The sequence below is a fragment of the Caulobacter hibisci genome, from assembly GCF_016135805.1.
Lineage (GTDB): Bacteria > Pseudomonadota > Alphaproteobacteria > Caulobacterales > Caulobacteraceae > Caulobacter > Caulobacter hibisci.
The window spans coordinates 43,541-67,320 of sequence record NZ_JADWOX010000012.1; the positions used below are offsets into that span (position 1 = coordinate 43,541).

Sequence of the window (23,780 nt, forward strand, 5' to 3'; positions counted from 1 at the left end):
AGCCTAGTGGGTCATCGCCGGGGCGCGCAGGTCGATGGCGACGTCCTGGGCGACTGCGCCCTTCAGCGCGGCCAGCGGCAGGGTCTTCTCGTTCTTGGGCGCGCGTAGATAGGGGTGCCAGACCTTGACCACGACGGCGCCGTCGGGCGCGCCGCGGATCACCGCCTTGCCCGAGGCGTCGCTCTTGGCGGCGTATTGGGTGTCGACCACCTTGATGAAGCCGACCATCTGATCGTGGATGTTGCAGCCGATCGCGGCCACGCCGACGGCGGGCATGCGCACGGTGCGGTTTTCCTCGCGGCCGTAGAGCTTCAGCTCGAACTTGTTGCCGGCCGAGAACGAATAGACGTGGTGGCGGACCTTATCGAGGTTGGGGAACGAGACCTCGGCGCCGGCCGGCGCGATCAGCACGAAGGGCGTGAACTGGATGTTCTGCTGGGCGACGCGATAGGGCCAGTCGAACTTGATGGGACCCTTGGTCGGCTGGCCGCCGGGATAGACCGTGACCACGGCGTCGGGCACGGGTTTGCCGTCGGAGCCGCGCACGGTGAGCGTGAGGTCTGCTGCTTTTGCGTGTCCTGAAAATAGCGCAACCGAAAATAGTGTTGCGGCCAAGCTTGCCGGAAGTTTGGCGGTCTTTCGCATGTCTTCCCCCAAGCCGATGGACAAATTGTCGCAGCGTTGAAGTCTAAGCTTAGGCGAGATGTTCTAACGATTGCGTAAAGTCTTGCGCGTAGCGTCGCTGTCGCTGGAAACCGGGGATGTAACGCGATGAAGACGGCGGCGACGGTTCTGGCGGGCGCGGGATGCGCTTTGGTCATGGCAGGCGGGGCCATGATGGCCGGATCGGCCGGCGCGGCCGAGCTGGAGTCCGGCGGCAAGCTGCTGCTGACGGGCGGCGTCAGCGCGCTCGAAGGCAGCGCCGGCGGCGGTCTGTCGACCTGGGCGGTGATCGCCGGCAACGAGACCTCGCGCGGCGTCGGCGGCAAGGTCCACGCCACCTATGTCGACGTCTCCGACTACAAGCTGCGGGCCTATGGCGGGGCCGTGGGCCTGTTCGACCGGGTCGAGCTGTCGGCCGCGCGCCAGGAATTCGACACCGGCGCCACGGGCGCCAAGCTGGGTCTGGGCAAGGGCTTCACCTTCAAGCAGGACATCGTCGGCGTGAAGGTTCGCGTGCTGGGCGACGCGGTCTATGACCAGGACACCTGGATCCCGCAGGTCGCGGTCGGCGCCCAGTGGAAGAAGAACGACCAGGGCGCCATCGTCCGCGCGGTCGGGGGCAAGGACGACAGCGGCGTCGACTACTACGCCGCGGCCACCAAGCTGCTGCTCGACAAGAGCCTGGTCCTCAATGGCACGGTGCGCCTGACCAAGGCCAACCAGACCGGCCTGCTGGGCTTTGGCGGCGACAGGAACGACGACTACAAGGCCCAGTTCGAGGGCTCGGCCGGCTGGCTGGTCAGCAAGCGCCTGGCGCTGGGGGCCGAGTACCGCACCAAGCCCAGCAACCTCGGCTTCGCCAAGGAGGACGACTGGATGGACCTGTTCGCCGCCTATGCGGTCAACAAGACCGTCTCGGTGACGCTCGCCTATGTCGACCTCGGCGACATCGCCACCTTCAAGGACCAGCGCGGGCTCTATGTCTCGCTGCAGGCCGGCTTTTAGGAGCGCAAGCAGATGATCCGTCACAACGCCCTCCGCTCGGCCCTGGCCGCTGGTTTCGCCCTGAGCCTCTCGGGCCTCGCCCAGGCCCAGGACGTTCCGCCCGGCGAGCAGCCGGTGGATCCCTACGTCCAGTCCAACGCCAACGCCGGGGCGACGCCCCTGGCCGACAAGGCGACCTTCGAGGCCTTCCATGGCAAGGCGGGCCTGGCCCGGATCGCCAGCGATCTCGTGGACCGCAACCTCGCCGACCCGCGCATCAAGGACATCTTCGCCACCGCCGACACCGTGCGCCTGAAGCGGACCCTGACCGAGCAGTTCTGCTACGTGCTGGGCGGCGGCTGCGACTACACCGGCAAGGACATGACGCAGGCTCACAAGGACCAGGGGATCACCGGCCGCGACTTCAACGCCCTGGTCGAGAACCTGCAGTGGGCGATGGACAAGGAAGGCGTGCCCTTCGCCGCCCAGAACAAGCTCCTGGCCAAGCTGGCCCCGATGGCGCGCCAGACGATCGAGCGGAAGTAGGTTTTCCTTCTCCCCTTGTGGGAGAAGGTGGCGGCGAAGCCGTCGTATGAGGGGTCTCCCAGACCCTTCAATCTCCGCATCGGGTCGTGCCGTGGTCGCGGCCCAGACCTCGGCAGGACGGTCGAGGTCTGGGCGGTCGCGGGCATGGACCCTCGCCACAAGGGCGAGGGAGGCGAAGTTTTATTTAGAGGGATGGAATCGCGGGCGGCATCATCCCTCAAGGTCGCTTTCCCCCAACGGGAAAGGAGCCGAAGCTCTCACTCCGCAGGCAGGCCCGCCCCAGCCGCGTTGATCCAGCCGACGATGTCGCCGATCACCTTGGCGTTGGCCTGGTCGAAGGCCGCGACGATGGCGCCGACGCGGTTGTCTGCGGCCCTGACCTTGGCTTCGAACACCTGGTCGCCGACCAGAGCGCGGTCGCCGGTGCGGCTGAGCACGCCGCGCACCTGGACCACGACTTCCGGCGCGGCCTTGGGATCGCCGCCGTAGGTCGCCTCGAAGGTTCGCACCTCCAGCCGCAGCACCATCTGGGCCTTGGCGACCTCGCCGCGGCCGATCAGGCGGGCGCGGCCCGGGTCGCCGTCGAAGGCCCGCGACAGGGCTTCGTCGAACTGCACGCTGGCCGGAGCGATCCAGCGGGCGCCGGCGACATAGGCCGCCTCGCCGCCGGGGCTGGTGGTCAGGATGCGGTCGCCGGCCGCCGGCCGGGTGAACACCGTCGGGGCCTTGAGCACGCCGAACAGCGCGCCGGGCGGGCCCTTGCTGGCCGTCGGGGCCGTGGTTCCAAAGCGGTACATGCCCGACGGCTTGGCCTTGGGGAACACGCTGATGCAGGCCGACAGGATGAGCGCCAGGCCGAGCGCCGCGGCGCCGGCGACCAGGGTCTTGATCCGGGATGCGGTCACGGCTTGATCTCCACTTCCTTGGCCGGGGCCTTGCCCACCAGGCCGCGCGGGTTCTGCTCCACCTCGCCGACCAGGCGGTCGAGCGACTCGGCGGCCGATTGCAGGGTGACGATGGCCGACGACAGTTGCGGCAGGCCGGTCGAGGCGAAGTCGCTGGTCGGGCCTTCCAGGCGGCCGACCATGCCGCGCACGTCCTTGGCGGCGGCCTTGATCTCGTCGGCGGCCGCGCCGAGGTCCTTGATCGCCTTGCGGCCGTCGCCGTCGACCACACCTTGCGTCGAGCGAGACAGGTTGGCGATCTCCTGCGACGTGGCGTCGATGCTTTGCAGAGCCTTCTGGGCGTCGGCGATGATTTCCTTGCGCTCGCGCAGTTCGGCGGTGACCGACTGGATGTCGGAAATGCCGGCGCTGAAGGTCTTGATGTTGCGGTCCGACAGCACGCGGTTGACGCGGTCCAGCGCCTCGATGGTGCGGCTGAGCACCGTGCCGCCGCCTTCCAGCAGGTCGGACAGGGCGCTGCGCTGGCTGCGGATGATCGGCACCTCGCCGTTCTTCACCGTCTCCTTGAGCAGCGGCTTGGTCGAGGTGCCGGCGGTCAGCTGGATGTAGTTCACCCCGGTGATGCCTTGCGGCTCGAGGGTGGCGTAGGTGTCGACGCGCACCGGCACGTCCGAGGTCAGGCGGGTGCGGGCGATGACGCGGTTTGGATCGCTCTTGTCGAGCTCGATCTTGGTGACCTCGCCGACCTTGATGCCGTTGAAGTGCACCTCGCCGCCTTCCGACAGGCCGCGCACCGCCCCGACGAACAGCACGTCGTAGAGGTCGTAGTCCTTGTTGAACTGCAGCTTGGCCAGCCAGACGACGAACACCACCAGGCCCATGAACAGGACCAGGCAGGCCGCCCCCACCAGGGCGTAGTTGGCGTTTCTTTCCATCAGCGGCTCCTCGCCGTAGCACCTTTCCCGGCCGCCGCGCGTCCGCGCGGGCCCAGGAAGTATTCCTTGATCCAGGGATGATCGGAGTGTTCGAGCTCCTCGACCGGGGCCTGGGCGATCACCTGCTTGTCGGCCAGCACGGCGACGCGGTCGGTGATGGCGTAGAGGCTGTCGAGGTCGTGGGTGATCATGAACACGGTCAGGTCGAGGCTGTCGGACAGGTCCTTGATCAGTTCGTCGAAGGCCGCCGCGCCGATCGGGTCGAGGCCGGCGGTGGGTTCGTCGAGGAACAGCAGCTCGGGGTCCAGGGCCAGGGCCCGGGCCAGGCCGGCGCGCTTGCGCATGCCGCCCGACAGCTCGGCCGGCTTCAGCGACCCGGCGCGGGGCGGCAGGCCGGTGAGGGCGATCTTCAGGTCGGCCAGTTCCAGGATCTCGCTCTTGGGCAGGCGGGTGTGCTCGAACAGGGGCGCGGCGACGTTCTCGCGCACGGTCAGGTTCGAGAACAGCGCGCCCTGCTGGAAGAGCACGCCCCAGCGCCGCTCCAGCGCGGTCCACTTGCGGCGCGAGGCTTCCTGCATGTCCTGGCCGAACAGGCGGATGACGCCGCCGTCGGGGATCTTCAGGCCGATGATGCTGTTGAGCAGCACCGACTTCCCGGTGCCGGAACCGCCGACCACGCCCAGCACCTCGCCGCGCTTGACGGTGAGGTCGAGCTTGTCGTGCACGACATTGTCGCCGAAGCACGAGACCAGGCCGTCGACCTCGATCGGCGGCGGCGCGGACGCCGGGGCGTCGGTCTTTTCCGGAGCGGTCGCGGCGGCGGTCATACTTCCAGCTCCATGTAGAGCAGGGCGAAGATCGCATCGATCAGGATGATGGCGAAGATCGCGTGCACGACGGCGGCGGTGACGCGGCGGCCAAGGGATTCGACGTCGTTGCCGACCTCCATGCCCTGGCGGCAGCCGATGGCGGCGATGACCATGGCCATGACCGGGGCCTTGGACATGCCGATCCAGAAGTGGGTGGCCCCGACATAGTCGGTCATCCGCTGAAGGAAGAAGCTGGGCGACAGGTCCAGCACCACCCAGACCACGACCATGCCGCCGGCGAGGCCCGCCAGGGTGGCCACGAAGGTCAGCAGCGGGATGGTCAGAAGCAGGGCCGCGAAGCGCGGCAGCACCAGGGCCTCGTAGGGATCGACGCCGATCACCTGCATGGCGTCGATCTCCTGGTTCATCTTCATCGAGCCGATCTCGGCCGCGAAGCTGGAGGCCGAGCGGCCGGCCAGCAGGATGGCGGTGATCAGGATGTTGAACTCGCGCAGCACCGACACGCCGATCAGCTCGACGCTGAACACCTGGGCGCCGAAATCGGTCAGCAGGTTGGCGCCCAGCAAGGCGACAACCGCGCCGATGAAGAAGGTGGTGGTGGCCACGATCGGCATGGCGTCCAGGCCCGCGCGCTCGGCCAGGGAGATGATCGGCGCCCAGCGGATCTTGCGCGGATTGACCAGGCAGCGGCCCAGGGCCGTCAGCAGGTGGCCCAGGAAGACCAGAGTGCCGTAGCCGTCGTGCAGCAGATCGAACAGGCCGCGGCCGATGCGGTCGAGCAGGGCGACGAAGCCGTGCAGGCGTACGTCGGGCTGGGGCTCGGCCTGGATAGCGTCGCCGACCAGCTCCAGCAGGCGCAGGGTCTGCTTGCGGGCCTTGATCTGTCCGGCCGAGACCCGGCCGTCGGCGGCGCGGATGATGGCGTAGGCGCCGGCCGTGTCGCAGCGGTTCATGCCGGTCAGGTCGAGGTCGTAGTCGGCCGAATCCTTCATGGCCTCGGCCAGCCGAAGACCCGCGTCGGCCATGCCGCGCGCCGTCCAGTCCCCGGACAGGATCACGGCCTTGCCGCCGTCCTTGTCTTCCAGGGAAAATTCCGCCGGCACGCTCATGAACTACGCTGACCCCTCATGTTGCCGCCCCAGCCTAGCGGGACTGCGCCGCCGGCTCAAACGCGTCAAGGCGCAGCTTGTTGCGTCGAGATCGTGGCATGGCGCCGAAAGGCGATCTTGCAGGTTTATGCGGCGCCGCCGCAATGACGCCGTCAAACGGCGGTAATCCAACGCCTGGTTCGTAGCGCCATCCGGGCGCGCGGCATAGAAGGGGCCGCATGGAATTCGGTTCTGTCAGCCGGCGCGGCGCGCTCGGCAAGCTCTCGCTTGGGGCCCTGATGGCCATGCTTCCGCGCCTTGCTGCGGCGCAACCCGAGTCGTCCAGCGGCGAAGGCCAGCCCTTTTCGCCCGAGATTCTGCGCGGCCTGGCCCAGGCCCTGGCCCGCAAGCCCTATCGCGCCCCGGACGCCGGCGGCGGCAAGGGCCTGGCCGGCCTGTCGTACGACGAATATTTCCGCATCCGCTTCCGCGGCGAGCACGCCCTGTGGGCCGACCGCCAGCCGCCGTTCCGGGCCGAGTTCTTCCCGCCGGCCTATCTGTATCCGCGCGTCTTCCCGATCTACGAGGTCGAGGCGGGCGTGGCGCGGCCCGTGCCCTTCGATCCGGACATGTTCGACGTGCCCGGCGAGCACGCCGGCGCGGCCAAGGCCATCGGCGGCTTTTCGGGCCTGCGCCTGCTGTGGCCGCTGAATCGCGCCGACAAGCTGGACGAGATCGCCGTCTTCCAGGGCGCGAGCTATTTCCGCAGCCTGGGCCGCGACCAGTATTACGGCCTGTCGTCGCGCGGCCTGGCCATCGGGGCCGGCGAGCCCAACGAGGAATTCCCCAGCTTCGAGCGCTTCTGGCTGGAACGGCCGGCCGACGGCGCCGAGACGGTGGTCGTCCACGCCCTGATGGACAGCCCCAGCTGCACCGGCGCCTACAGCTTTCTGATCCGGCCCGGCCAGTCGGTGGTGTTCGACGTCGCCGCGACGATCTTCCCGCGCGTGCGGATGACCAAGATGGGCGTGGCCGCCCAGAGCAGCATGTTCCTGTTCAACGTCTCGGACGGCGAGCGCGGCGACGACTTCCGCACCGCGGTGCACGACAGCGACGGCCTGGCCATGCTGACCGGGCGCGGCGAGCAGGTCTGGCGACCGCTGGCCAACCCGACCGCGCACCGCCTGTCCTATTTCCAGGATGAGAACCCCAAGGGCTTTGGCCTCGTCCAGCGCGCCCGGCGGCTGGAGGACTATGGCGACCTGGAAGCCCGCTACGATCTGCGGCCCAGCCTGTGGGTCGAACCTCTCGGCGACTGGGGCAAGGGGGCGGTGGTGCTGGCCGAGCTGGCCACCCGCAAGGAGAGCGACGACAACATCGCCGTCTTCTGGCGGCCCGACGCGGCCTGGGAGGCCGGCTCGCGCGTGGACCTGTCCTACCGCCTGCACTGGGGCGGCGAGCGGGTCGGCGACGGCGAGGCCAGGGTGGTGCGCACCCGGACCGGCGCCGACACCCAGGCGGGCCTGCGGATGTTCACCATCGACCTGTCCGGCCCGATGCTGGCCGACGGTCTGGACGGGGTGAAGCTGGAGATCGAGGCCAAGGGCGGCGAGACTGCCTGGAGCAACGTCACGCCCTATCCGCGCGAAGCCACGGTGCGGGCCGCCTTCGGCCTCAAGCCCAAGGCCAGCCAGGCCGAACTCAGCCTGCGCCTGACCCGCGACGGGGTCCCGATCTCGGAGACCTGGCGCTACCTCTGGACAGCCTGAAAGCGACCTTCCGCCGCATCTGTCCGAACCCTTAAGGGCTCGACATCCGGCCTTTTGCGCGAGGTCGGTCCGGGGTTCAATCTTGGTTAATGAATTGCCGTCACGGCTCTCTTAACCAGGATTTCCAGTGACTCGGGGTAACCGCATGAGCGCGCAGAACCAGCTCGACCAGCGCATGAGCTTCATGCGGTTCGATCACAAGGACCGCGCCGCCCTGCGCGCGGCCAAGCCGCTAATCGACGCCGAGATCAACGGGGCGCTCGACGCCTTCTACAGCCAGGTCCGCGCCTTCCCCGAGACGCGCAAGATGTTCTCGAACGAAGCCCATATCGGCAACGCCCAGACCCGCCAGTCCTCGCACTGGCGCCGCCTGGCCACCGCCGAATACGGCGCCGACTACCAGCAGGACGTCGCCCGCATCGGCAAGGCCCACGCCGTCATCGGCCTGGAGCCGCGCTGGTACATCGGCGGCTACGCGCTGGTGGCCGAGAAGCTGATCCGCGCCATGGTCGAAAAGCGCGCCAAGGGCCTGTTCGCCAGCGCCAAGAACGACGCCGAGCTGGCCGACGGCCTGGTGGCCCTGAACAAGGCTGTGTTCCTCGACATGGACCTGGCGATCTCGACCTATCTGGAACTGCTGCAGGACGACCGCGACCAGCTGGAAGCCGAGCGCGCCGCCGCCGAGCAGCGCCAGGCCGAGGCCGTGCGCGCCATCGGCGACGCCCTGTCGCGCCTGGCCGCCGGCGACCTGTCGGCTCGCGTCGACGGCGCCCTGTCGCCCGAATTCAACAGCCTGAAGTCCGACTTCGACCAGGCCGCCGCCGCCCTGGCCGAGGCCATGGGCGCGGTCGATCGCGCCACCCGCGGCATCCGCTCGGGCGCCGACGACATCGCCTCGGCCGCCGACGACTTGGCCCTGCGCAGCGAGCAGCAGGCCGCCACCCTCGAACAGACCGCCGCCGCCGTCGAACAGCTGACCTCGACCGTCGCCAAGACCGCCCAGAGCGCCCGTGAGGTCTCGAGCCGTGTCGGCGAGGCCGCCACCGAGGCCCAGCGCTCGGGCGTCGTGGTCACCCGCGCCGCCGAGGCCATGACCCAGATCGAAGGCTCGTCCAACCAGGTCAACCACATCCTGGGCGTCATCGACGAGATCGCCTTCCAGACCAACCTGCTGGCCCTGAACGCCGGCGTCGAAGCCGCCCGGGCCGGCGACGCGGGCAAGGGCTTCGCGGTCGTCGCCCAGGAAGTTCGCGCGCTCGCCCAGCGCTCGGCCGAAGCGGCTAAGGAGATCAAGAGCCTGATCTCCGACTCCAGCCGCCAGGTCAGCGAAGGCGTCGAGCTGGTCCGCCAGACCGGCGACGCCCTGCGCGGCATCGTCGACAAGGTCGGCGCCATCGACGGCCTGGTCAACGAGATCGCCGCCTCGGCCAACGAGCAGGCCAGCGCCCTCAACGAGGTCAACAGCGCGGTCGGCCAGCTCGACCAGGTCACCCAGCGCAACACCGCCCTGGCCCAGCGCTCCAACGACGCCACCCGCGCCCTGCGCGCCGAAGCCGCCGACCTGGCCAACCACGTGGGCGGCTTCCGCCTGGGGGCGAGCAGCCAGGCCCAGCCGGCGCGCTATGCCGAGCAGGAGCATCCGGTGCACGCGGCCCGCGCCAAGGTCGCCGCCTTCGCCCGACCGGGGCGGTGAGGGCGGTTCAAGCCTTCTGAGTTTCAGGAAGGGCGCGGCCGTCGAGGCCGCGCCCTTTCTTTTTCGCCTGATCGCTGGATGCCGTCGGCTCGCCGCCATACAAGGGCGCAAGCGCGCCGCGATGGGGCGCTGGCGATGTGGAAGTCGGCGTCTTGATCAAGCAATACGGATGGCTCGAGGCGCTGACCAAGGCCTTCGCGCCGCACGCGCGGGCCGGACACGTCCCCGGCCGCGTCGTCGCCCAGCATCGCGACGGCTATCAGGTGATGACCGACGAGGGCGAGCTGCGCGCCAAGGCCTCGGGCCGCCTGTTCCACAAGGCGCGGGAAGCCGATCATCCCGCTGTCGGCGACTGGGCGGCGCTGTCGCTGAATCTCGTCGAGCGCACCGCCACGATCCACGCCATCCTGCCCCGCAGCAGCGTCTTCGTGCGCCGGGCGGCCGACAGCATCCAGACCCTCCAGGTCATCGCCGCCAATATCGACGTGGCCTTCGTGGTCACCTCGCTGAACGCCGACCTCAATCCGCGCCGGATCGAGCGCTATCTGGCGGCGGCCTGGCAGAGCGGCGCGCGGCCGGTGGTGGTGCTGACCAAGTCCGACCTCGCCGAGGATTCGCAGGAACAGGCCGACGCGATCGCCGCCCTGGCCGCCGGCTGCCCGGTGCTGACGGTCTCGGCGCGGCAGGGCCTGGGCCTCGATGCGCTTCTGGCCCATGTGGCGCCGGGCGAGACCTGCGTGCTGATCGGTTCGTCCGGGGTCGGCAAGTCCACCTTGGTCAACGCCCTGCTCGGCGAGGACCGCATGGCCACGCGGGAGATCCGCGAGGCCGACGACCAGGGCCGCCACACCACCAGCCACCGCCAGATGGTGTTGCTGCCCGGCGGCGGCCTGCTGCTCGACACGCCCGGTATCCGCGAAGTGGGGCTGATCGAGGCCGAGGAAGGCCTGGGCGTGGTGTTCGACGACATCGAGCGCCTGATTGAGACCTGCAAGTTCAACGACTGCGGCCACGCCGGCGAGCCCGGTTGCGCGGTGCGGGCGGCCTTGGACAGCGGCGCGCTCGACGCCGGCCGATGGGCCAATTTCCAGAAGCTGGGCGCGGAGCTGGCGGCGGTCGAGGCCAAGGCCGAGCGCCTGGCCAAGGACGCCGAACGCCGCCGCCTGGCCGGGCTTCAGAAGGCCTATCGCGCCAGCAAGAAGGACGCGAAGGGCGGGCTCGATAGCGCCGGGCGCAGGCGGACCTAGCGCCGGTCCGAAGCCCATTTTCAGAATTTAGCGCGGATTTCCGGACAAACGGGGCTAGGTGGGAGCCCTGTTTTATCGACGAGAGACTTCCCCATGCCCGCCTTCACCATCGTCACCACCAGCGCGACCCAAGGCAGCGATGCGGTCGAGGTCAGCACCCTCAGCGACGATTTCGCCAATGAGAGCGAAGCCCTGGGCTATTCGCGCCGCATGGCCGAGGAGATGGTGGGCATGGCCCATCAGCTGTCGCTGGACTTCGACTACAGCACGGTCGGTCTCTATGACGGCGATCTGATCGACGAGGATATCGATCCGTCGCACGCCGGCTTCGTGGGCGCCTGGGTGCTGGACGAAGAAGGCGTCGCGTTCGTTGGCGCCGAAGAATTCCGCGAAGGCGACGCCGAGCCCGACGCGGTCTAGCGTAAGCCTGGATTACGATATCGCCGGATGGCGCGCCGTGTTTTCAGCGGCGCGCCGTTCGCAACCTAGGCCACCGGCGGCGGCGCGGTCGAGGCCCGGTGGATCAGCTCGAACGGCAGCAGTTCGTCGATCGGGGCGGCCATGGCGCCGGCCGCGCCGCCCTTGACCTGACCCTTGATCAGCAGGCGGGTGGCCAGTTCGGCCATTTCGACGACCGGCTGGCGCACGGTGGTCAGTTGCGGGCGCGAGAAACGGGCGCTGGGGCTGTCGTCGAAGCCGGCCACCGACACCTCGCCGGGCACCAGCACGCCGGCCTCGGCGGCGGCGGCTAGCACGCCCAGGGCCATGTCGTCGTTGGAGGCGAAGATCGCCGTCGGGCGGTCGGGCAGGGCCAGCAGCGCCTTGGCCGCGTCGTGGCCCGACTGGAAGGTGAAGTCGCCCTGGAGGATCCAGGCTTCGTCGACCGGCAGGCCGCGGGCCTGCATGGCGGCGACATAGCCGGCGCGGCGCGCCTGGCTGGCGCCGTGGCGCGGCTCGCCGACCACGAAGCCGATGCGCTTGTGGCCCAGGGCCGCCAGATGCTCGGTGACGTCGCGGGCGGCGGCGAAATTGTCCATGTGCACGCGCGGGCCGGGGCCTTCGGTCTCTTCCGGGCCGAGGCGGACATAGGGGGTGCCGGACTTGCCCAGCAGCTCCAGCACGATCTCGTTGTCGGAGCTGGGCGGGGTCAGGATCACGCCGTCGGGCTTGAGGGCCGCCAGCAGGGCGCCGACCTCCTGGCGGATCTGCGGGGCCTCGTGGTCGATTAGTTCGACCAGCAGGTGGTAGCCGGCGTCGCGGCACTGCAGGGTCGCGCCCAGCTGGATGCGCGACAGGTAGTCGGCGCCGCGCTCGCTGCGCCAGTGGTCGATGGTCAGGGCCGCGTCGACGAAGACGGCGATGACGAAGCTCTTGGAGCCGGCCAGGCTGCGGGCCGAGAGGTTGGGGCTGTAGCCGAGCGCCTGCGCCGCCTCGAGCACCTTCTCGCGCATCATCGGCCGGACGTTGGGCTCGTTGTTCATGACCCGCGAGACGGTCTTGATCGAAACCTCGGCGCGCGCCGCCACGTCGTAGATCGTCACCGACGCCATCGCTTGCCTGTTTCCCCCGCTCAGGACTCAATCGTTGCCGCAAGCCTAGAGCATTTGCGGCGCCCAACGCGAGCCATGAAAAAACTTGCGAAGAGGCGGGATGGCCCCTTGCCCGGACCTTGGGCGGCGGCGAAGGTCCCCGGGCAGGCGAACGCGGCGGCAAAGACCGCGTCGGTCACAGGGAGCAGTCATGTCGCATAGCGGCGCCAGCCGGCCGGTCGTACCGGTCAGGCCGAGTTTCATCGCCGCCTTCACCTTCGCCCAGATGGGCGCCTTCGTCAGCTTCATGCCGCTGATCCAGGTGCTGCTGCCGCTGAAGGCGGCCGCCCTCGATCCCGCCCAGAAGGCGGTGGTGCTGAGCCAGACGGCGTTCTGGGGCGCCCTGATCGCCAGCATCGCCAACCTGCTGGCCGGGGCGATCAGCGATCGGACGACCTCGCGGTTCGGACGTCGGCGGCCCTGGCTGCTGATCGGCCTGGTCGGCACCCTGGTCTCGTACGTGGCGATCATGCTGGCCGACAGCCGGCTGGAGCTGATCGGCGGCGTCATCGGCTTCCAGCTGGCCTTCAACATGATGTTCGCCGCACTGCTGGCCCTGCTGCCCGACCGCGTGCCCGACGCCCAGAAGGGCAGGGTGGCGGCGTTCCTGAGTCTCGGCCATCCCATCGGCGCGGTGGCCGGGGCGGTGCTGGTCGGCGGCCTGCTGACCTCCGAGGCCTCCCGCTACCTGGCCATCGGCGTGGTCCTGGCCGTCGCCATCGCCCCCTTCGCCCTGCGCCTGAACGATCCGCCGATCACCGCGCAGGCGGCCGAGCGCTTCAGCCTGACGGGCTTCCTGAAGGGGCTGTGGGTCGATCCGCGCAAGCATCCCGACTTCGCCCTGGCCTGGATCAGCCGGTTCATGGTGCTGGTCGCGATCACCCTGACCCAGTGCTACATGCTGTATTACCTGCAGGACGCGCTGCGCTATCCGACCCTGTTTCCGGGCCAGCGGGCCGAGCAGGGCCTGGCCTTGCTGACCACCGTGGCCACCGTGGCCAATGTCTGCTGCGCGATGATCTTCGGCATGCTGAGCGACCGGCTGGGCCGGCGGAAGCTGTTCGCGGCCGGGGCGGCGATGATCCTGGCCACGGCCATGCTGACTTTCTCGATGACGCCCGGCTGGCCGGTGGTGCTGACCGGCTTCGTGGTCTTCGGCTGCGGGGCGGGCTGCTACTACGCCGTCGACATCGCCCTGGTCAGCCAGGTGCTGCCCTCGCAGTCGGACGCCGGCAAGGACCTGGGGGTCATCAACCTGGCCAACACGTTGCCCCAGGCCCTGGCCCCGGTGCTGGCGGTGTGGTTCCTGGGCCCGAGCCGGATGGACTATCATTCGCTGTTCGTGGTGGCCGCCTGCCTGGCGGCGGCTGGCGGACTGGCGATCCTTCCGATACGGGGCGTGCGGTAACTCTCTTTCCGGATCCGCCTTGCCGCACTTCCTGACCATAGCCGATCCCGCCGACCCGCGTCTGGCCGCCTATCGCGACATCCGGGAGCGCGATCTCGTGGGCCGCGAGGGGCGCTTCATCGCCGAGGGCGAGACGGTGCTGCGGGCCTTCGTCCGCGACGCGCCCGAGCGGGTCGAGTCGCTGCTGATCGACCCCAAGCGGCGGGACAAGCTGGCGGAGGTGTTCGACGGTCTCGCGGAAGAGACCCCCGTCTATCTGGTCGAACAGGCGGTGCTCGACACCGTGGCCGGTTTTCACCTGCATCGCGGCGTGCTGGCCGTGGGCCGCAAGCCCGAGGCGACGCCGGCCGCCGATCTGCTGGCGCGGCTGCCGGAGCGGGCGGTCGTGGTGGCGCTGTTCGGCATCGCCAATCACGACAACCTGGGCGGCATCTTCCGCAACGCCGCCGCCTTCGGGGCCGACGCGGTGCTGCTGGATCCCGACTGTTGCGATCCCTTCTACCGCAAGGCCATCCGCGTCTCGGTCGGCGCGACGCTCAGCGTGCTGACTGGTTACATCGGCAGGGGCGAGGACGCCGTGGACCTGCTGGCCGGCGCGGGCTTCACGCCGCTGGCCTTGACGCCGGCGGCACGGCGGATGCTCTCCGAACTCGATCCGCCGGCCCGCGCGGCGGTGCTGCTGGGGACGGAGGGGCCGGGCCTGTCGGCGGATGTCATCAAGCGGTCGGAAGGGATCGGCATTCCGATGGCGGGCGGCTTCGACTCGCTGAACGTGGCGACGACCAGCGGGATCGTGCTGCATCACCTAAGGTTTGGCGGCGGGCGTCGCTGATCTTGTCCACCGGTTACCGAGCGCTTTAAGCTCCGGCCCAACAGTAGAGTTCGGGAGAAACGTCATGCCGCAACTGAACCGCCGGGGCGCCTTCGCCCTGCTGACCGGGCTCGCCGCCCTGTCGACCGCGAGCATGGCCAGCGCGGCCCGCAAGCCGACCAATCCCGATCCCAGCGAAGTGCGGCCGATCTGGCCCAGCGATCCGCCCGGTTCGCAGGGCGTCACGGCGCAGGAGACGGTGTCCGAGCGTAGCGACGGCAAGGGTCCGCGCGACAGGGCCGTGACCCACACCCGCACGCCCACGCTCAGCCTGTTCCGTCCGCGCAAGCCCAACGGCGCGGCGGTGATCCTGATACCGGGCGGCGGCTACGAGCGCGTCGTCATGGACAAGGAAGGCTTCGAGACCGCCCAGTGGCTGGCCGATCGCGGCTACACCTGCTTCGTGCTGCTCTATCGCCTGCCGGGCGACGGCTGGGGCGCGGGGCCGGACGCGCCGCTGCAGGACGCCCAGCGGGCCCTGCGCCTGGTGCGCTCGTGGGCGCCGGCGATGAAGGTTTCGCCCAACCGCATCGCCATCATGGGCTTCTCGGCCGGCGGCCACCTGGCGGCCAGCCTGACCACCCGCTTCGAGGCCCAGGTCTATGACCGCGTCGACGCGGCCGACGACCTGTCGGCCCGCCCGGACCTGTCGGCCCTGATCTATCCGGTGATCACCATGACCGCGCCCCTGACCCATGCCGGCTCGCGCAAGCAGCTGCTGGGCGCGGCCCCGTCGTTCGAGGCGGTGCAGGCCTATTCGCCGGAAGCCGGGGTGGGCGGGCGCACGCCGCCGGTGTTCCTGGTCCACGCCGCCGATGACAAGGCCGTGCCGGTCGAGAACAGCCTGATGATGTTCGCCGCCCTGAAGGCCAAGGCGATCCCGGCCGAGCTGCACGTCTTCGAGGAAGGCGGCCACGGCTTTGGCCTGCGCGCGATCGCCGGCAAGCCGGTGGCGGCTTGGCCGGGGCTGTTCGAGGCCTATGCGAAGAAGAAGGGGATTTAGCGCTTCCCCCTTTTCCCGTCATTCCCGCCCTTGTGGCGGGAAACCCTGGTTCCGCTTCCGCGTGAGGCGCAAGCGGACTGCTCGGCAGTCCGCCCCATCCGCCCTTGCGGCTGACAGAGGGCTTCCCGCCACGAGGGCGGGAATGACGGGAGGAAAGGGGAGGGAGAGAGCCCTACCTTCCCCCGATCGGCGCCATCGTCCCCGCGCCCGGCACGTAGCTGTACCCGCCGCGCTTCAGGTCGCTGGACAGGGTCAGGGGCGCGACGCCGCCGCCCAGGCGGGCGCGGTAGACCATGGTGGTCTCCAGGGTGCGCATCACGTAGTTGCGGGTCTCGCTGAACGGGATGCACTCGATGAAGTCGAGCGGATCGGTGGACGCGCCGCGCGGGTCGCCGCACAGGGCCACCCATTGCGGCGGACGGCCGGGGCCGGCGTTGTAGGCGGCGGCGGCCATGATGTAGGAGCCGCTGAAGCGGCTGATCATGTCGCCCAGGTAAACCGAGCCTAGGCGCATGTTGTAGTCGGGCTCGAACAGACGATCGACGCTGTGGCTTTCGCCCAGCTTGCGGGCGACGCCGGCGGCGGTGGGCGGCATCAGCTGCATCATGCCACGCGCGCCGACGCCCGAGCGGGCGCGGGGGTCGAAATTGCTTTCCTGGCGCGAGATCGAATAGACGAAGGCGGTCTCGGCGGCGCCGGGGATCGGCGTGAAGTGATGGTCGAGCAGGGGATAGCCGCGCTCGGCGAGGATGAAGCCGCGCTGGGCGGCGGTGCGCACCGCGCGCATGGCCAGGTCCTGGTCGCCGGTGTTGCGGGCGAAGTCGACCAGCAGGGCCTCCTCGGCCGCGGTCGGCAGCTGGTCGTCGATATAGAGCACCAGCGAGCGGAAGGCGTCGTTAGCCCCGATGTCGTGCAGCAGCTTGGCGGCGCGGACCAGTTCGCGGCCCTCGAAGCGGGAGCGGTCGGCGGCCGTGATCATCGGGTCCTTGTCGAGCCGGATCTCCTGCACGCCGGCCTTCTCGGCGGCCAGCTGGCCGTAGAAGGTGGTGATGTGGCGCGCGCCCTCGCCGTAGAAGGCCTGGGCGGCGATGACGTCGCCCTGCGCCTCGGCCGCGCGGCCCTGCCAGTAGAGCGCCCGGCCGCGGGTGATCGGCGAGGCGCCGATCTCGGCGATGCGGCCGAAGTGGGCGGCGGCGGCGTTGGGATCCTTCAGGCGGGAGAGGGCGATCCAGCCGGCGAAGAACTCGGCCTCGGCCGCGTCGGCCCCGCCCGGCAGGCCGGCGGCGGCGGCGGCGTAGGCGCTGCGGCTGTCGCTGTTCTTGATCGCCGACATCACCAGTTGCTTGCGCTCGCGCCAGATCGAGGCGGCGGCGGCTTCCGACGGCGGCTTGGCGGGGAAGTAGCGCACGAGGTCGAGCGCCATCACGTCCATGCCCTTGCGGCGCAGATAGGCGGCGCGCTCGAAGGCCACGCCCGGCGACAGCTGCTGGGCCGGGGTGAGAGCGGCGACCAGGTCGTTGGCGTTGCCGGCGTTGGCGCGCAGGGCGATGCGGGCCTGGGCGGCGGGCTGCTGGTCGTAGGGCAGCAGGGCGACCATCTCGCGGGCGGCCGGGCCCTGCTGGCCGTACAGCAGCACGTCGGCGCGCTGGGCGTGGTCGTCGGCGGTCAGCAGCACGCCGAACCGCGCGAGCATGGCCCGCTGGGCGTCGACCTCGAAGCTCTTGTCGCGCCAGTAGCGGCGGATCAGGTTGGTCGCGTCCTGGGCGCGGCCGGTCGCCTGGTAGGCCGAGGCCAGGGCCATGGCGCCTTCGGGCGTCTGCGGCTCGGACCCGCCGAACCAGGCGATGGTCTCAGCGGGCGTCAGGCCGGAGGTCGACAGCGCCTTCTCGGCCGGCAGGTCGCGGCGCGAGGCGCGGGGCCAGCCGACCAGGTCGCGGCGGGCCTGGTCGAGCTCGAAGAAGCTCATGCTCTCGGCGCCGACGTCGGCCAGGGCCCACAGGGCGATCTTGCGGGCCAGCGGGTCGGAAATGCTGGTCATGGCCGCGCGCACGGTCGCGGCCGAGCGCTGACCCATGACGGCGGCGCGCAGGTTGGCCGCGTCGCTGTCGGACAGGCTGGAATAGTTGGCGGTGGGCGGGGTGCTGACCAGGCCCGGGCGGGCGTTGCCGGTATAGGGCTGGGGCGCGGTCGGCAGGCCCTCTTCGTCGACCTGCGCGCCAGTCTGGGCGTCCGCGACGCTCGCGACCAGGGCCAGGCTGACGCAACCGAGGAGAAGCCGACGAATCCCAAAAGCCAAAACGCGGTCTCCTTCACGGGCGGGCCTGCAGTCCCGCTCTTGATATGACGGCTTCGAGGGCCGATTTGGGGCCTAAAGCGCGATGATGCACGGTCTATAGCCCGGTTCGCCGCTGGATCGACCCGTTCAGGCGTGTTCAACCCGCGAAAAGGTCGGCTCGGCCAGTTGCGGTCGGACGGCGCCCGGACATATTGTCCGCCCCCACGTTTCAGCCGCAACACTCGCGGCGTCTGCTCACGGCAAATTGCAAGTCATGGTCCATTCCCCGTTCAAGGGCGTCATCCCGGCCCTGGTCACTCCGTTCCTGAACGGCGAGGTCGACGAGAAAGGCTTCGTCGCCCTGGTCGAGCGCCAGATCTCCGGCGGCGTGCACGGCCTGGTGCCGGTGGGCACCACCGGCGAGACCTCGACCCTGTCGCACGACGAGCACAAGCGCGTCGTCGAGCTGTGCGTGCAGACCGCCCGCGGCCGCGTGCCGGTGATCGCCGGCGCGGGGTCGAATTCGACCGACGAGGCCATCGACCTGGTGCGCCACGCCAAGACCGTCGGCGCCGACGCGGCCCTGGTGGTGACCCCGTACTACAATCGGCCCAGCCAAGAGGGCATGTATCAGCACTACAAGGCGATCAACGACGCCGTGGAGCTGCCGGTGTTCGTCTACAACGTGCCGGGCCGCACGGGCGTCGACATCTCCAACGACACCCTGGTGCGCCTGTCCAAGCTGCCCAACATCGTCGGCATCAAGGACGCCACCGGCGACCTGACCCGCATCAGCCTGCAGCGCATCACCTGCGGCGACGACTGGGTCATGCTGACGGGCGATGACCCGACCGCGCTGGGCTACATGGCCCACGGCGGCCACGGCGTGATCTCGGTGACCTCGAACGTCGCCCCGGACGCCTGCGCCACCTTCATGAACGCCTGCTTCGGCAATGACTGGGAAACGGCCCGCTACTGGCAGGACCGCCTGATCAAGCTGCACAAGGCGTTGTTCCTCGACTCATCGCCGGCCCCGACCAAGTTCGCCCTGGCCCAGCTGGGCCTGTCGAACGAGGACGTGCGCCTGCCGATCACGCCCTGCGCCGAGGCCGTGCGTCCCGCGATCCTGGAAGCCATGCGCGAGGCGGGTCTGGTCTGATGACCAAGCCGATCGCGGAGAACCGGCGCGCCCGGTACGACTACTTCATCGAGGAAACCTTCGAGGCCGGCATCATGCTGACCGGCACGGAGGTCAAGTCGCTGCGCGTCGGCCGGGCCAACATCGCCGAGTCCTATGCGTCGGTCGAAGGGCGCGAGATCAAGCTGATCAACGCCGATATCCCGCCCTATGGCCACGCCAACCGCTTCAACCACGAGCCGCGCCGGCACCGGAAGCTGCTGCTGCACCGCAAGCAGATCGAGAAGCTGATCGGGGCCGTCCAGCGCGACGGCCGCACGCTGATCCCGCTCAAGCTCTATTGGAACGAGAAGGGCCTGGCCAAGCTTGAGATCGGTCTGGCCAAGGGCAAGAAGAACCACGACAAGCGCGAAACCGAAGCCGCCCGCGACTGGGCGCGCGACAAGGCGCGGCTGATGAAGGGCGACCGGGGGGATTGATCTGATCCGCCCGTGAGGAACCTCCCCCTGTGGGGGAGGTGATCGCGAAGCGATCGGTGGGGGGCGTGACTGCGAGATCGGCCGACGCCCCGGAAGCTGACAATGTCCCCCCACCGGCCTTCGGCCGCCTCCCCCAGAGGGGGAGGTTCCCCTGAAAGGGGGAGGATCTTGAATTGGCCCACGCTTTGCTCCTTCATCCGCGAAGGAGCCCGCCATGTCCGATACTGGTGCAAGACCACAGAAAGCCGCGCGTCCGCTGTCCCGCGGCGGGCCGCTGGATGCGCTGAGGTTCTTCGCGGCCTTCTTCATCGTGGTCTATCACTACGCCGAGCAGGCGCCGGTCTCGCTGTTCTCGATCCATCTGGCCTTCGGGCGCGGCTATCTGGCGACCGATTTCTTCCTGATGCTGTCTGGCTATGTGCTGGGCCGGGCCTATGGTCCGCGCTTCACGGCCGGCCAGATGCACGACGGCGCCTTCCTGCTCAAGCGCGTAGCCCGGGTGTGGCCGGCTCACCTGATCATGATCGCCGCCTTCGTGGCCCTGGTGCTGGCCACCACGGCCCTGGGCATGCAGCCGCGCAATCCGCAATGGTACCAGTGGGACCAGCTGCCGGCGCAGGTGTTCCTCATTCAGACCTGGGGCTTCCAGGGACCGTCGGGCTGGAACATGCCGACCTGGACCCTGTCGGCCCTGCTGGTCTGCTACGCTCTTTTTCCGACCATCTGGCGCGTCTTTGGCAAGATCCGCTCGCCGTGGATGGCGCTGCTGGCCGGCTTCGTCATCTTCGTCGCGGTAGACGCCTTCGCCCGCGCCGTCTTCGGCCTGCCGTCGTTCCACCTGCACCTGCGCAACGGCCTCTACCGCGCCATTCCGCTGTTCCTGATGGGCGTGCTGATCGCCCGCCTGGCCCGCGAAGTGGTCATCGGCCCCAAGCTGGCCGACGCCCTGGCCGCCTTCGCGGTGGTCGGCTTCGTGGTGCTGAACGTGATCGGCGAGTTCGCCTATCCGAGCCTGGCCCTGCTGGGCCTGCTGATCTTCGCCGCCAGCGGCTCGGCCCAGACCGGCTGGACCTGGGCCAAGACCGGCGGCCGGCTGTCGTTCTCGCTGTACCTGACCAACCAGTTCGTCGGCGCCATCTGGTTCGCCCTGCAACGCCAGCTGGACCAGAAGGTCGAACTGCACGAGGCCGCCCACTGGGCGATCTGGGCCATGGCCTTCCCGGCCGCCCTGGTCTTCGCCTGGGTCTTCGAGCGCCTGGTCGACGCCCCGTTGCAGGACTGGCTGAAGCCGCGCCTCGAAAGCCTGACGGCCAACTGGGGCAAGAAGGGCGAGCGGAACCGCGGCGCCCAGGCGATGGTTACGACCCTGCCCTGATAGGGCGCCCTGAAATCGCCTTGCCGATCGCGGCGAGATAGGCGACGAGGGATAAAACGCGCGTTCCAAACGCAACGCGCAAAGGGAGTCGAAATCGAATGCTCAGGACCGCCATCCTCGCCGCCGTCGCCAGCGCCGCCTTCGCCGTACCGGCCATGGCCGCCGACATCTCCGGCCTGTGGCAGACCGAAACCAACGGCGGCCAGGTCGAGATCGCCCGCTGCGGCAACAGCCTGTGTGGCAAGCTGGTGACCTCCAACACCATCAAGGCCAATCCGGGCGTCAAGGACGACAAGAACAAGGACGCCTCGCTGCGCAATCGCCCCCTGAAGGGCCTGCAACTGCTGTGGGGCTTCAGCGGCGGTCCCGAGGAATGGACTGGCGGCAAGGTCTACAAGGCCGACGACGGCAAGATCTATTCGGGCACGATCACCATGCTCAACGCCGACACCCTGAAGCTCAAGGGCTGCGTCGTCGCCCCGCTGTGCAAGACCCAGACCTGGACGCGGGTGAAGTAGTGGCCCTGATCCCTCTCCCCTTGCGGGAGAGGGTGGGTGAGAGGTTGCACGTACAGAAACGCCGCGACAGCTGATCGGCTGTCGCGGCGTTTTGCGTTTGAGAGACCCCTCATCCGTCGCCTATCGGCGACACCTTCTCCCGCAAGGGGAGAAGGATCACAGCGGCTTGCAGACCTCTTCCAGCCAAGCCCGGACCTCCGGCTCCAGGCGAGGGCCGATCTCCCGCAGCACCCGCGCGTGATAGGCGTCGAACTGGGCGACCTCCTCGGCGCTCAGCAGGGCCTTGTCGACCAGCCGGCGGTCGATGGGGGCCAGGGTCAGGGCCTCGAAGCGGTGCATCGGGCGGTCGCCGCCGACGACGGTTTCGGCCGGCATGACCACTTCCAGGTTCTCGATGCGGATGCCGTACTCGCCGTCCTTGTAGTAGCCGGGCTCGTTGGAGACGATCATCCCCGGCTGCAAGGCGATGGTGTTGGGCGCCTTGCTGATCCGCTGCGGACCCTCGTGGACGCCTAGATAGACGCCGACGCCGTGGCCGGTGCCGTGGTCGTAGTCCAGGCCGTGCGCCCACAGCGCCATGCGGGCCAGGGCGTCGATGGCCGAGCCGGTGGTGCCGGCCGGGAAGCGCAGGCGGGCGATGGCCAGGTGGCCCTTCAGGACCAGGGTGTTGCGCTGGACCATCTCCGCCGAGGGCTCGCCGATGGCCACGGTGCGGGTGACGTCGGTGGTGCCATCCAGGTACTGGCCGCCGCTGTCGACCAGCAGCAGCGAGCCGAGGGCCGCGCGCTCGTTGCTGCGCTCGGTCGGACGATAATGGGGCAGGGCGCCGTGGCCGTTGGCCGCGCCGATGGTGTCGAACGACAGGTCCTTCAGCACGCCGGTGGCTTCGCGGAAGCTCTCCAGCTTGGCGACGGCCTCCTTCTCGTCCGGCGGGCTGATTTGGCCCTCGGTGGCCAGCCAATGCAGGAAACGGGTCAGGGCGGCGCCGTCGCGGCGGTGGGCCTCGCGCGTGCCGTCCAGCTCGACGCCGTTCTTGCAGGCGCGGGGCAGGGTGCAGGGGTCCATGCCGCGCACGACCTTGGCGCCGGCGGTGGTCAGGGTGTCGAAGTACCAGGCCGAGGACTGGCCCGGATCGACCAGCACGCTCTTGCCAGAGAGCTCGCCGAGCGCGGCTTCCAGGGCCTCGGGGGCCTCCAGCGACACCTCGTTGCCGAGCCAGGCGGGGAGTTCCTTGGTCACCTTGGCCGGGTCGAGGAACAGGCGGGCCGTGCCGTCGGCGCGGAGGATGGCCTGGGCCAGCGATAGGGGCGTGCGAATGACGTCGCCGCCGCGGATGTTGAACAGCCAGGCGATCGAGGCCGGAGCGGTGATCACCGAAGCGTCGGCGCCCAGGCCGGCGCCGACGCGGGCGCGCTTGGCCGAGGACTCTTCGCCAGCGTACTGCGTCGGGTGCGGAACCACGGGGGCCGTCGGCTGGGCTGGACGCTGCGCGCCCCAGGCCTCGTCCAGCGGGTTGGCGGCGACGGGCTTGAGGGTCGCGCCGGCGCGGGCGGCGGCGGCCTTCAGGGCGTCGAGGGCCGAGGGGCTGTGCAGGCGGGCGTCGTAGCCGATGACGGCGCCGCTGCGGGCGGTCTCCAGATAGGCCGGGACGCCGCCCTCGACGAGGTCGCGGATCTCGAACACGCCTTGGTCGACCTGCTCGCGCACCTGAAGCGTATAGCGGCCGTCGACGAAGACGGCGGCGCGGTCGCTCATGATCACGCCGGCCCCGGCCGAGCCGGTGAAGCCGCTGGCCCAGGCCAGGCGGTCGTTGGCGGCGGGCAGGTATTCGTTCTGGTGCTCGTCCTCGTGCGGCACGAGGAAGCCGTCGAGACCCTGGCGGGCCATGGCCTCGCGGATCAGCGGAACGTGGCGCGGGCCAAAGCCCGGATCGGTGGATTCATCGAAGGTCTGGCGCATGCCGACCGATTTAGGCCTCATGCGCCGACCTGAAAAGGGGACTTATTGCGGGGTGTCGACCTGGGGCGCAGGGGCCGTGCCGTCGGTCGTGGCCGGCGCGTTGGCGGCCGCGTCGTGGGCGGCGTCGGCCGCGGTCCGGGCCTGGGCCTCGGTCTGGCGGCGCAGGGCGTCGGACGCCGCGGCGGCGTCGCGGGCCGAGCTCTCGGCGGCGGCCTGGGCCTGCTGGGCGCCGGTCTGGAGGCCCACCTGGGCGCCTTCGAGCAGGCCGGCGGTGCGGCCCTGTTCCTGGGCCTGGGCGATCTGATCGGAGCTGGCGTCCATCGGCCGCGAGGTCAGCATGAAGGCCACGGCGATCACCGCCACGATGGCGACGACGCCGGCCACCAGCCAGCCCAGCGGGCTCGACTCGCGCCGCACCTCAATGACGCGCTCGGGGACGCGCTCGGGCTGGCGCTGGACGGGAGGCAGGGAAGGATCGGTGTAGGTCATGGCTTTCGTCCTGGAA

22 protein-coding genes are annotated in these 23,780 nt (G+C 69.6%); 13 read left to right on the forward strand and 9 right to left on the reverse strand.

The window, feature by feature from the left end:
* Positions 1-3: 3 nt before the first annotated feature.
* Complete coding sequence (locus I4Q42_RS16635; protein WP_198577207.1) at positions 4-546, reverse strand: cupredoxin domain-containing protein; 543 nt, start codon at positions 544-546, stop codon at positions 4-6.
* A 273-nt stretch (positions 547-819) separates the two neighbouring features.
* Here I4Q42_RS16635 and I4Q42_RS16640 point away from each other — a divergent pair, with 273 nt between their 5' ends.
* Positions 820-1,668 (forward strand): DUF3034 family protein, encoded by an 849-nt coding sequence (locus tag I4Q42_RS16640; protein ID WP_232793224.1) that lies wholly within the window; start codon positions 820-822, stop codon positions 1,666-1,668.
* Positions 1,669-1,680: 12 nt separating this feature from the next.
* Complete coding sequence (locus I4Q42_RS16645) at positions 1,681-2,193, forward strand: group I truncated hemoglobin (protein WP_198577209.1); 513 nt, start codon at positions 1,681-1,683, stop codon at positions 2,191-2,193.
* 257 nt (positions 2,194-2,450) lie between these two features.
* Here the strand turns inward: I4Q42_RS16645 and I4Q42_RS16650 are convergent, their stop codons facing one another.
* From I4Q42_RS16650 to I4Q42_RS16665, 4 genes are read right to left on the reverse strand one after another with little or no spacing between them, the layout of a single operon-like run.
* Positions 2,451-3,098: an ABC-type transport auxiliary lipoprotein family protein gene (locus tag I4Q42_RS16650; protein ID WP_332873101.1), complete on the reverse strand. Its 648-nt coding sequence runs from the start codon at positions 3,096-3,098 to the stop codon at positions 2,451-2,453.
* On the reverse strand, positions 3,095-4,033 hold the full coding sequence (locus I4Q42_RS16655; RefSeq protein ID WP_198577210.1) for an MlaD family protein: 939 nt from the start codon (positions 4,031-4,033) through the stop codon (positions 3,095-3,097). Before I4Q42_RS16655 ends, I4Q42_RS16650 begins: the two co-directional genes overlap by 4 nt.
* Positions 4,033-4,860 (reverse strand): ABC transporter ATP-binding protein, encoded by an 828-nt coding sequence (locus I4Q42_RS16660; RefSeq protein ID WP_198577211.1) that lies wholly within the window; start codon positions 4,858-4,860, stop codon positions 4,033-4,035. The genes I4Q42_RS16655 and I4Q42_RS16660 overlap by 1 nt, the downstream gene beginning before the upstream one ends.
* Complete coding sequence (locus I4Q42_RS16665) at positions 4,857-5,972, reverse strand: MlaE family ABC transporter permease (protein ID WP_198577212.1); 1,116 nt, start codon at positions 5,970-5,972, stop codon at positions 4,857-4,859. Before I4Q42_RS16665 ends, I4Q42_RS16660 begins: the two co-directional genes overlap by 4 nt.
* 218 nt (positions 5,973-6,190) lie before the next feature.
* Here I4Q42_RS16665 and I4Q42_RS16670 point away from each other — a divergent pair, with 218 nt between their 5' ends.
* The 4 genes from I4Q42_RS16670 to I4Q42_RS16685 all read left to right on the forward strand — a co-directional run bounded on the left by I4Q42_RS16670 (position 6,191) and on the right by I4Q42_RS16685 (position 11,080).
* On the forward strand, positions 6,191-7,720 hold the full coding sequence (locus tag I4Q42_RS16670) for a glucan biosynthesis protein (protein ID WP_198577213.1): 1,530 nt from the start codon (positions 6,191-6,193) through the stop codon (positions 7,718-7,720).
* 145 nt (positions 7,721-7,865) lie between these two features.
* The gene (locus tag I4Q42_RS16675) at positions 7,866-9,413 is read left to right on the forward strand and encodes a globin-coupled sensor protein (protein ID WP_198577214.1); all 1,548 of its coding nucleotides are present in this window, start codon (positions 7,866-7,868) and stop codon (positions 9,411-9,413) included.
* Between the two features lie 152 nt (positions 9,414-9,565).
* Positions 9,566-10,660, forward strand: a complete 1,095-nt coding sequence (gene rsgA / locus I4Q42_RS16680) for a ribosome small subunit-dependent GTPase A (protein ID WP_198577215.1) — start codon at positions 9,566-9,568, stop codon at positions 10,658-10,660.
* A gap of 93 nt (positions 10,661-10,753) precedes the next feature.
* Positions 10,754-11,080 carry a hypothetical protein gene (locus I4Q42_RS16685; RefSeq protein ID WP_198577216.1) on the forward strand — a complete coding sequence of 109 codons (327 nt, stop codon included), beginning with the start codon at positions 10,754-10,756 and terminating at the stop codon, positions 11,078-11,080.
* Positions 11,081-11,145: 65 nt separating this feature from the next.
* Here the strand turns inward: I4Q42_RS16685 and I4Q42_RS16690 are convergent, their stop codons facing one another.
* The gene (locus I4Q42_RS16690) at positions 11,146-12,210 is read right to left on the reverse strand and encodes a LacI family DNA-binding transcriptional regulator (RefSeq protein ID WP_198577217.1); all 1,065 of its coding nucleotides are present in this window, start codon (positions 12,208-12,210) and stop codon (positions 11,146-11,148) included.
* A 190-nt stretch (positions 12,211-12,400) separates the two neighbouring features.
* On the opposite strand from I4Q42_RS16690, the gene I4Q42_RS16695 reads away from it, so the two are divergent.
* The 3 genes from I4Q42_RS16695 to I4Q42_RS16705 all read left to right on the forward strand — a co-directional run bounded on the left by I4Q42_RS16695 (position 12,401) and on the right by I4Q42_RS16705 (position 15,531).
* Entirely contained in the window at positions 12,401-13,657 is a 1,257-nt protein-coding gene (locus I4Q42_RS16695; protein ID WP_198577218.1) for an MFS transporter, read from the forward strand.
* Positions 13,658-13,676: 19 nt separating this feature from the next.
* Positions 13,677-14,489 carry a TrmH family RNA methyltransferase gene (locus I4Q42_RS16700; RefSeq protein ID WP_198577219.1) on the forward strand — a complete coding sequence of 271 codons (813 nt, stop codon included), beginning with the start codon at positions 13,677-13,679 and terminating at the stop codon, positions 14,487-14,489.
* A 64-nt stretch (positions 14,490-14,553) separates the two neighbouring features.
* Complete coding sequence (locus I4Q42_RS16705) at positions 14,554-15,531, forward strand: alpha/beta hydrolase (RefSeq protein ID WP_198577220.1); 978 nt, start codon at positions 14,554-14,556, stop codon at positions 15,529-15,531.
* A 172-nt stretch (positions 15,532-15,703) separates the two neighbouring features.
* On the opposite strand, the gene I4Q42_RS16710 is transcribed toward I4Q42_RS16705, so the two are convergent.
* Positions 15,704-17,827: a lytic transglycosylase domain-containing protein gene (locus I4Q42_RS16710; RefSeq protein ID WP_408611088.1), complete on the reverse strand. Its 2,124-nt coding sequence runs from the start codon at positions 17,825-17,827 to the stop codon at positions 15,704-15,706.
* A gap of 253 nt (positions 17,828-18,080) precedes the next feature.
* On the opposite strand from I4Q42_RS16710, the gene dapA reads away from it, so the two are divergent.
* From dapA to I4Q42_RS16730, 4 genes are all read left to right on the forward strand, one after another.
* Positions 18,081-18,965, forward strand: coding sequence for a 4-hydroxy-tetrahydrodipicolinate synthase (dapA, locus tag I4Q42_RS16715; protein WP_198577221.1), 885 nt, complete (start codon positions 18,081-18,083; stop codon positions 18,963-18,965).
* The gene (smpB, locus tag I4Q42_RS16720) at positions 18,965-19,423 is read left to right on the forward strand and encodes an SsrA-binding protein SmpB (RefSeq protein WP_058349779.1); all 459 of its coding nucleotides are present in this window, start codon (positions 18,965-18,967) and stop codon (positions 19,421-19,423) included. The genes dapA and smpB overlap by 1 nt, the downstream gene beginning before the upstream one ends.
* A gap of 214 nt (positions 19,424-19,637) precedes the next feature.
* Positions 19,638-20,798, forward strand: coding sequence for an acyltransferase family protein (locus I4Q42_RS16725; RefSeq protein ID WP_198577222.1), 1,161 nt, complete (start codon positions 19,638-19,640; stop codon positions 20,796-20,798).
* Positions 20,799-20,896: 98 nt separating this feature from the next.
* Entirely contained in the window at positions 20,897-21,316 is a 420-nt protein-coding gene (locus I4Q42_RS16730) for a DUF2147 domain-containing protein (protein ID WP_198577223.1), read from the forward strand.
* A gap of 156 nt (positions 21,317-21,472) precedes the next feature.
* On the opposite strand, the gene I4Q42_RS16735 is transcribed toward I4Q42_RS16730, so the two are convergent.
* Entirely contained in the window at positions 21,473-23,275 is a 1,803-nt protein-coding gene (locus I4Q42_RS16735) for an aminopeptidase P family protein (protein WP_198577307.1), read from the reverse strand.
* 42 nt (positions 23,276-23,317) lie between these two features.
* Positions 23,318-23,764, reverse strand: coding sequence for a hypothetical protein (locus tag I4Q42_RS16740; protein ID WP_198577224.1), 447 nt, complete (start codon positions 23,762-23,764; stop codon positions 23,318-23,320).
* Positions 23,765-23,780 lie beyond the last annotated feature (16 nt).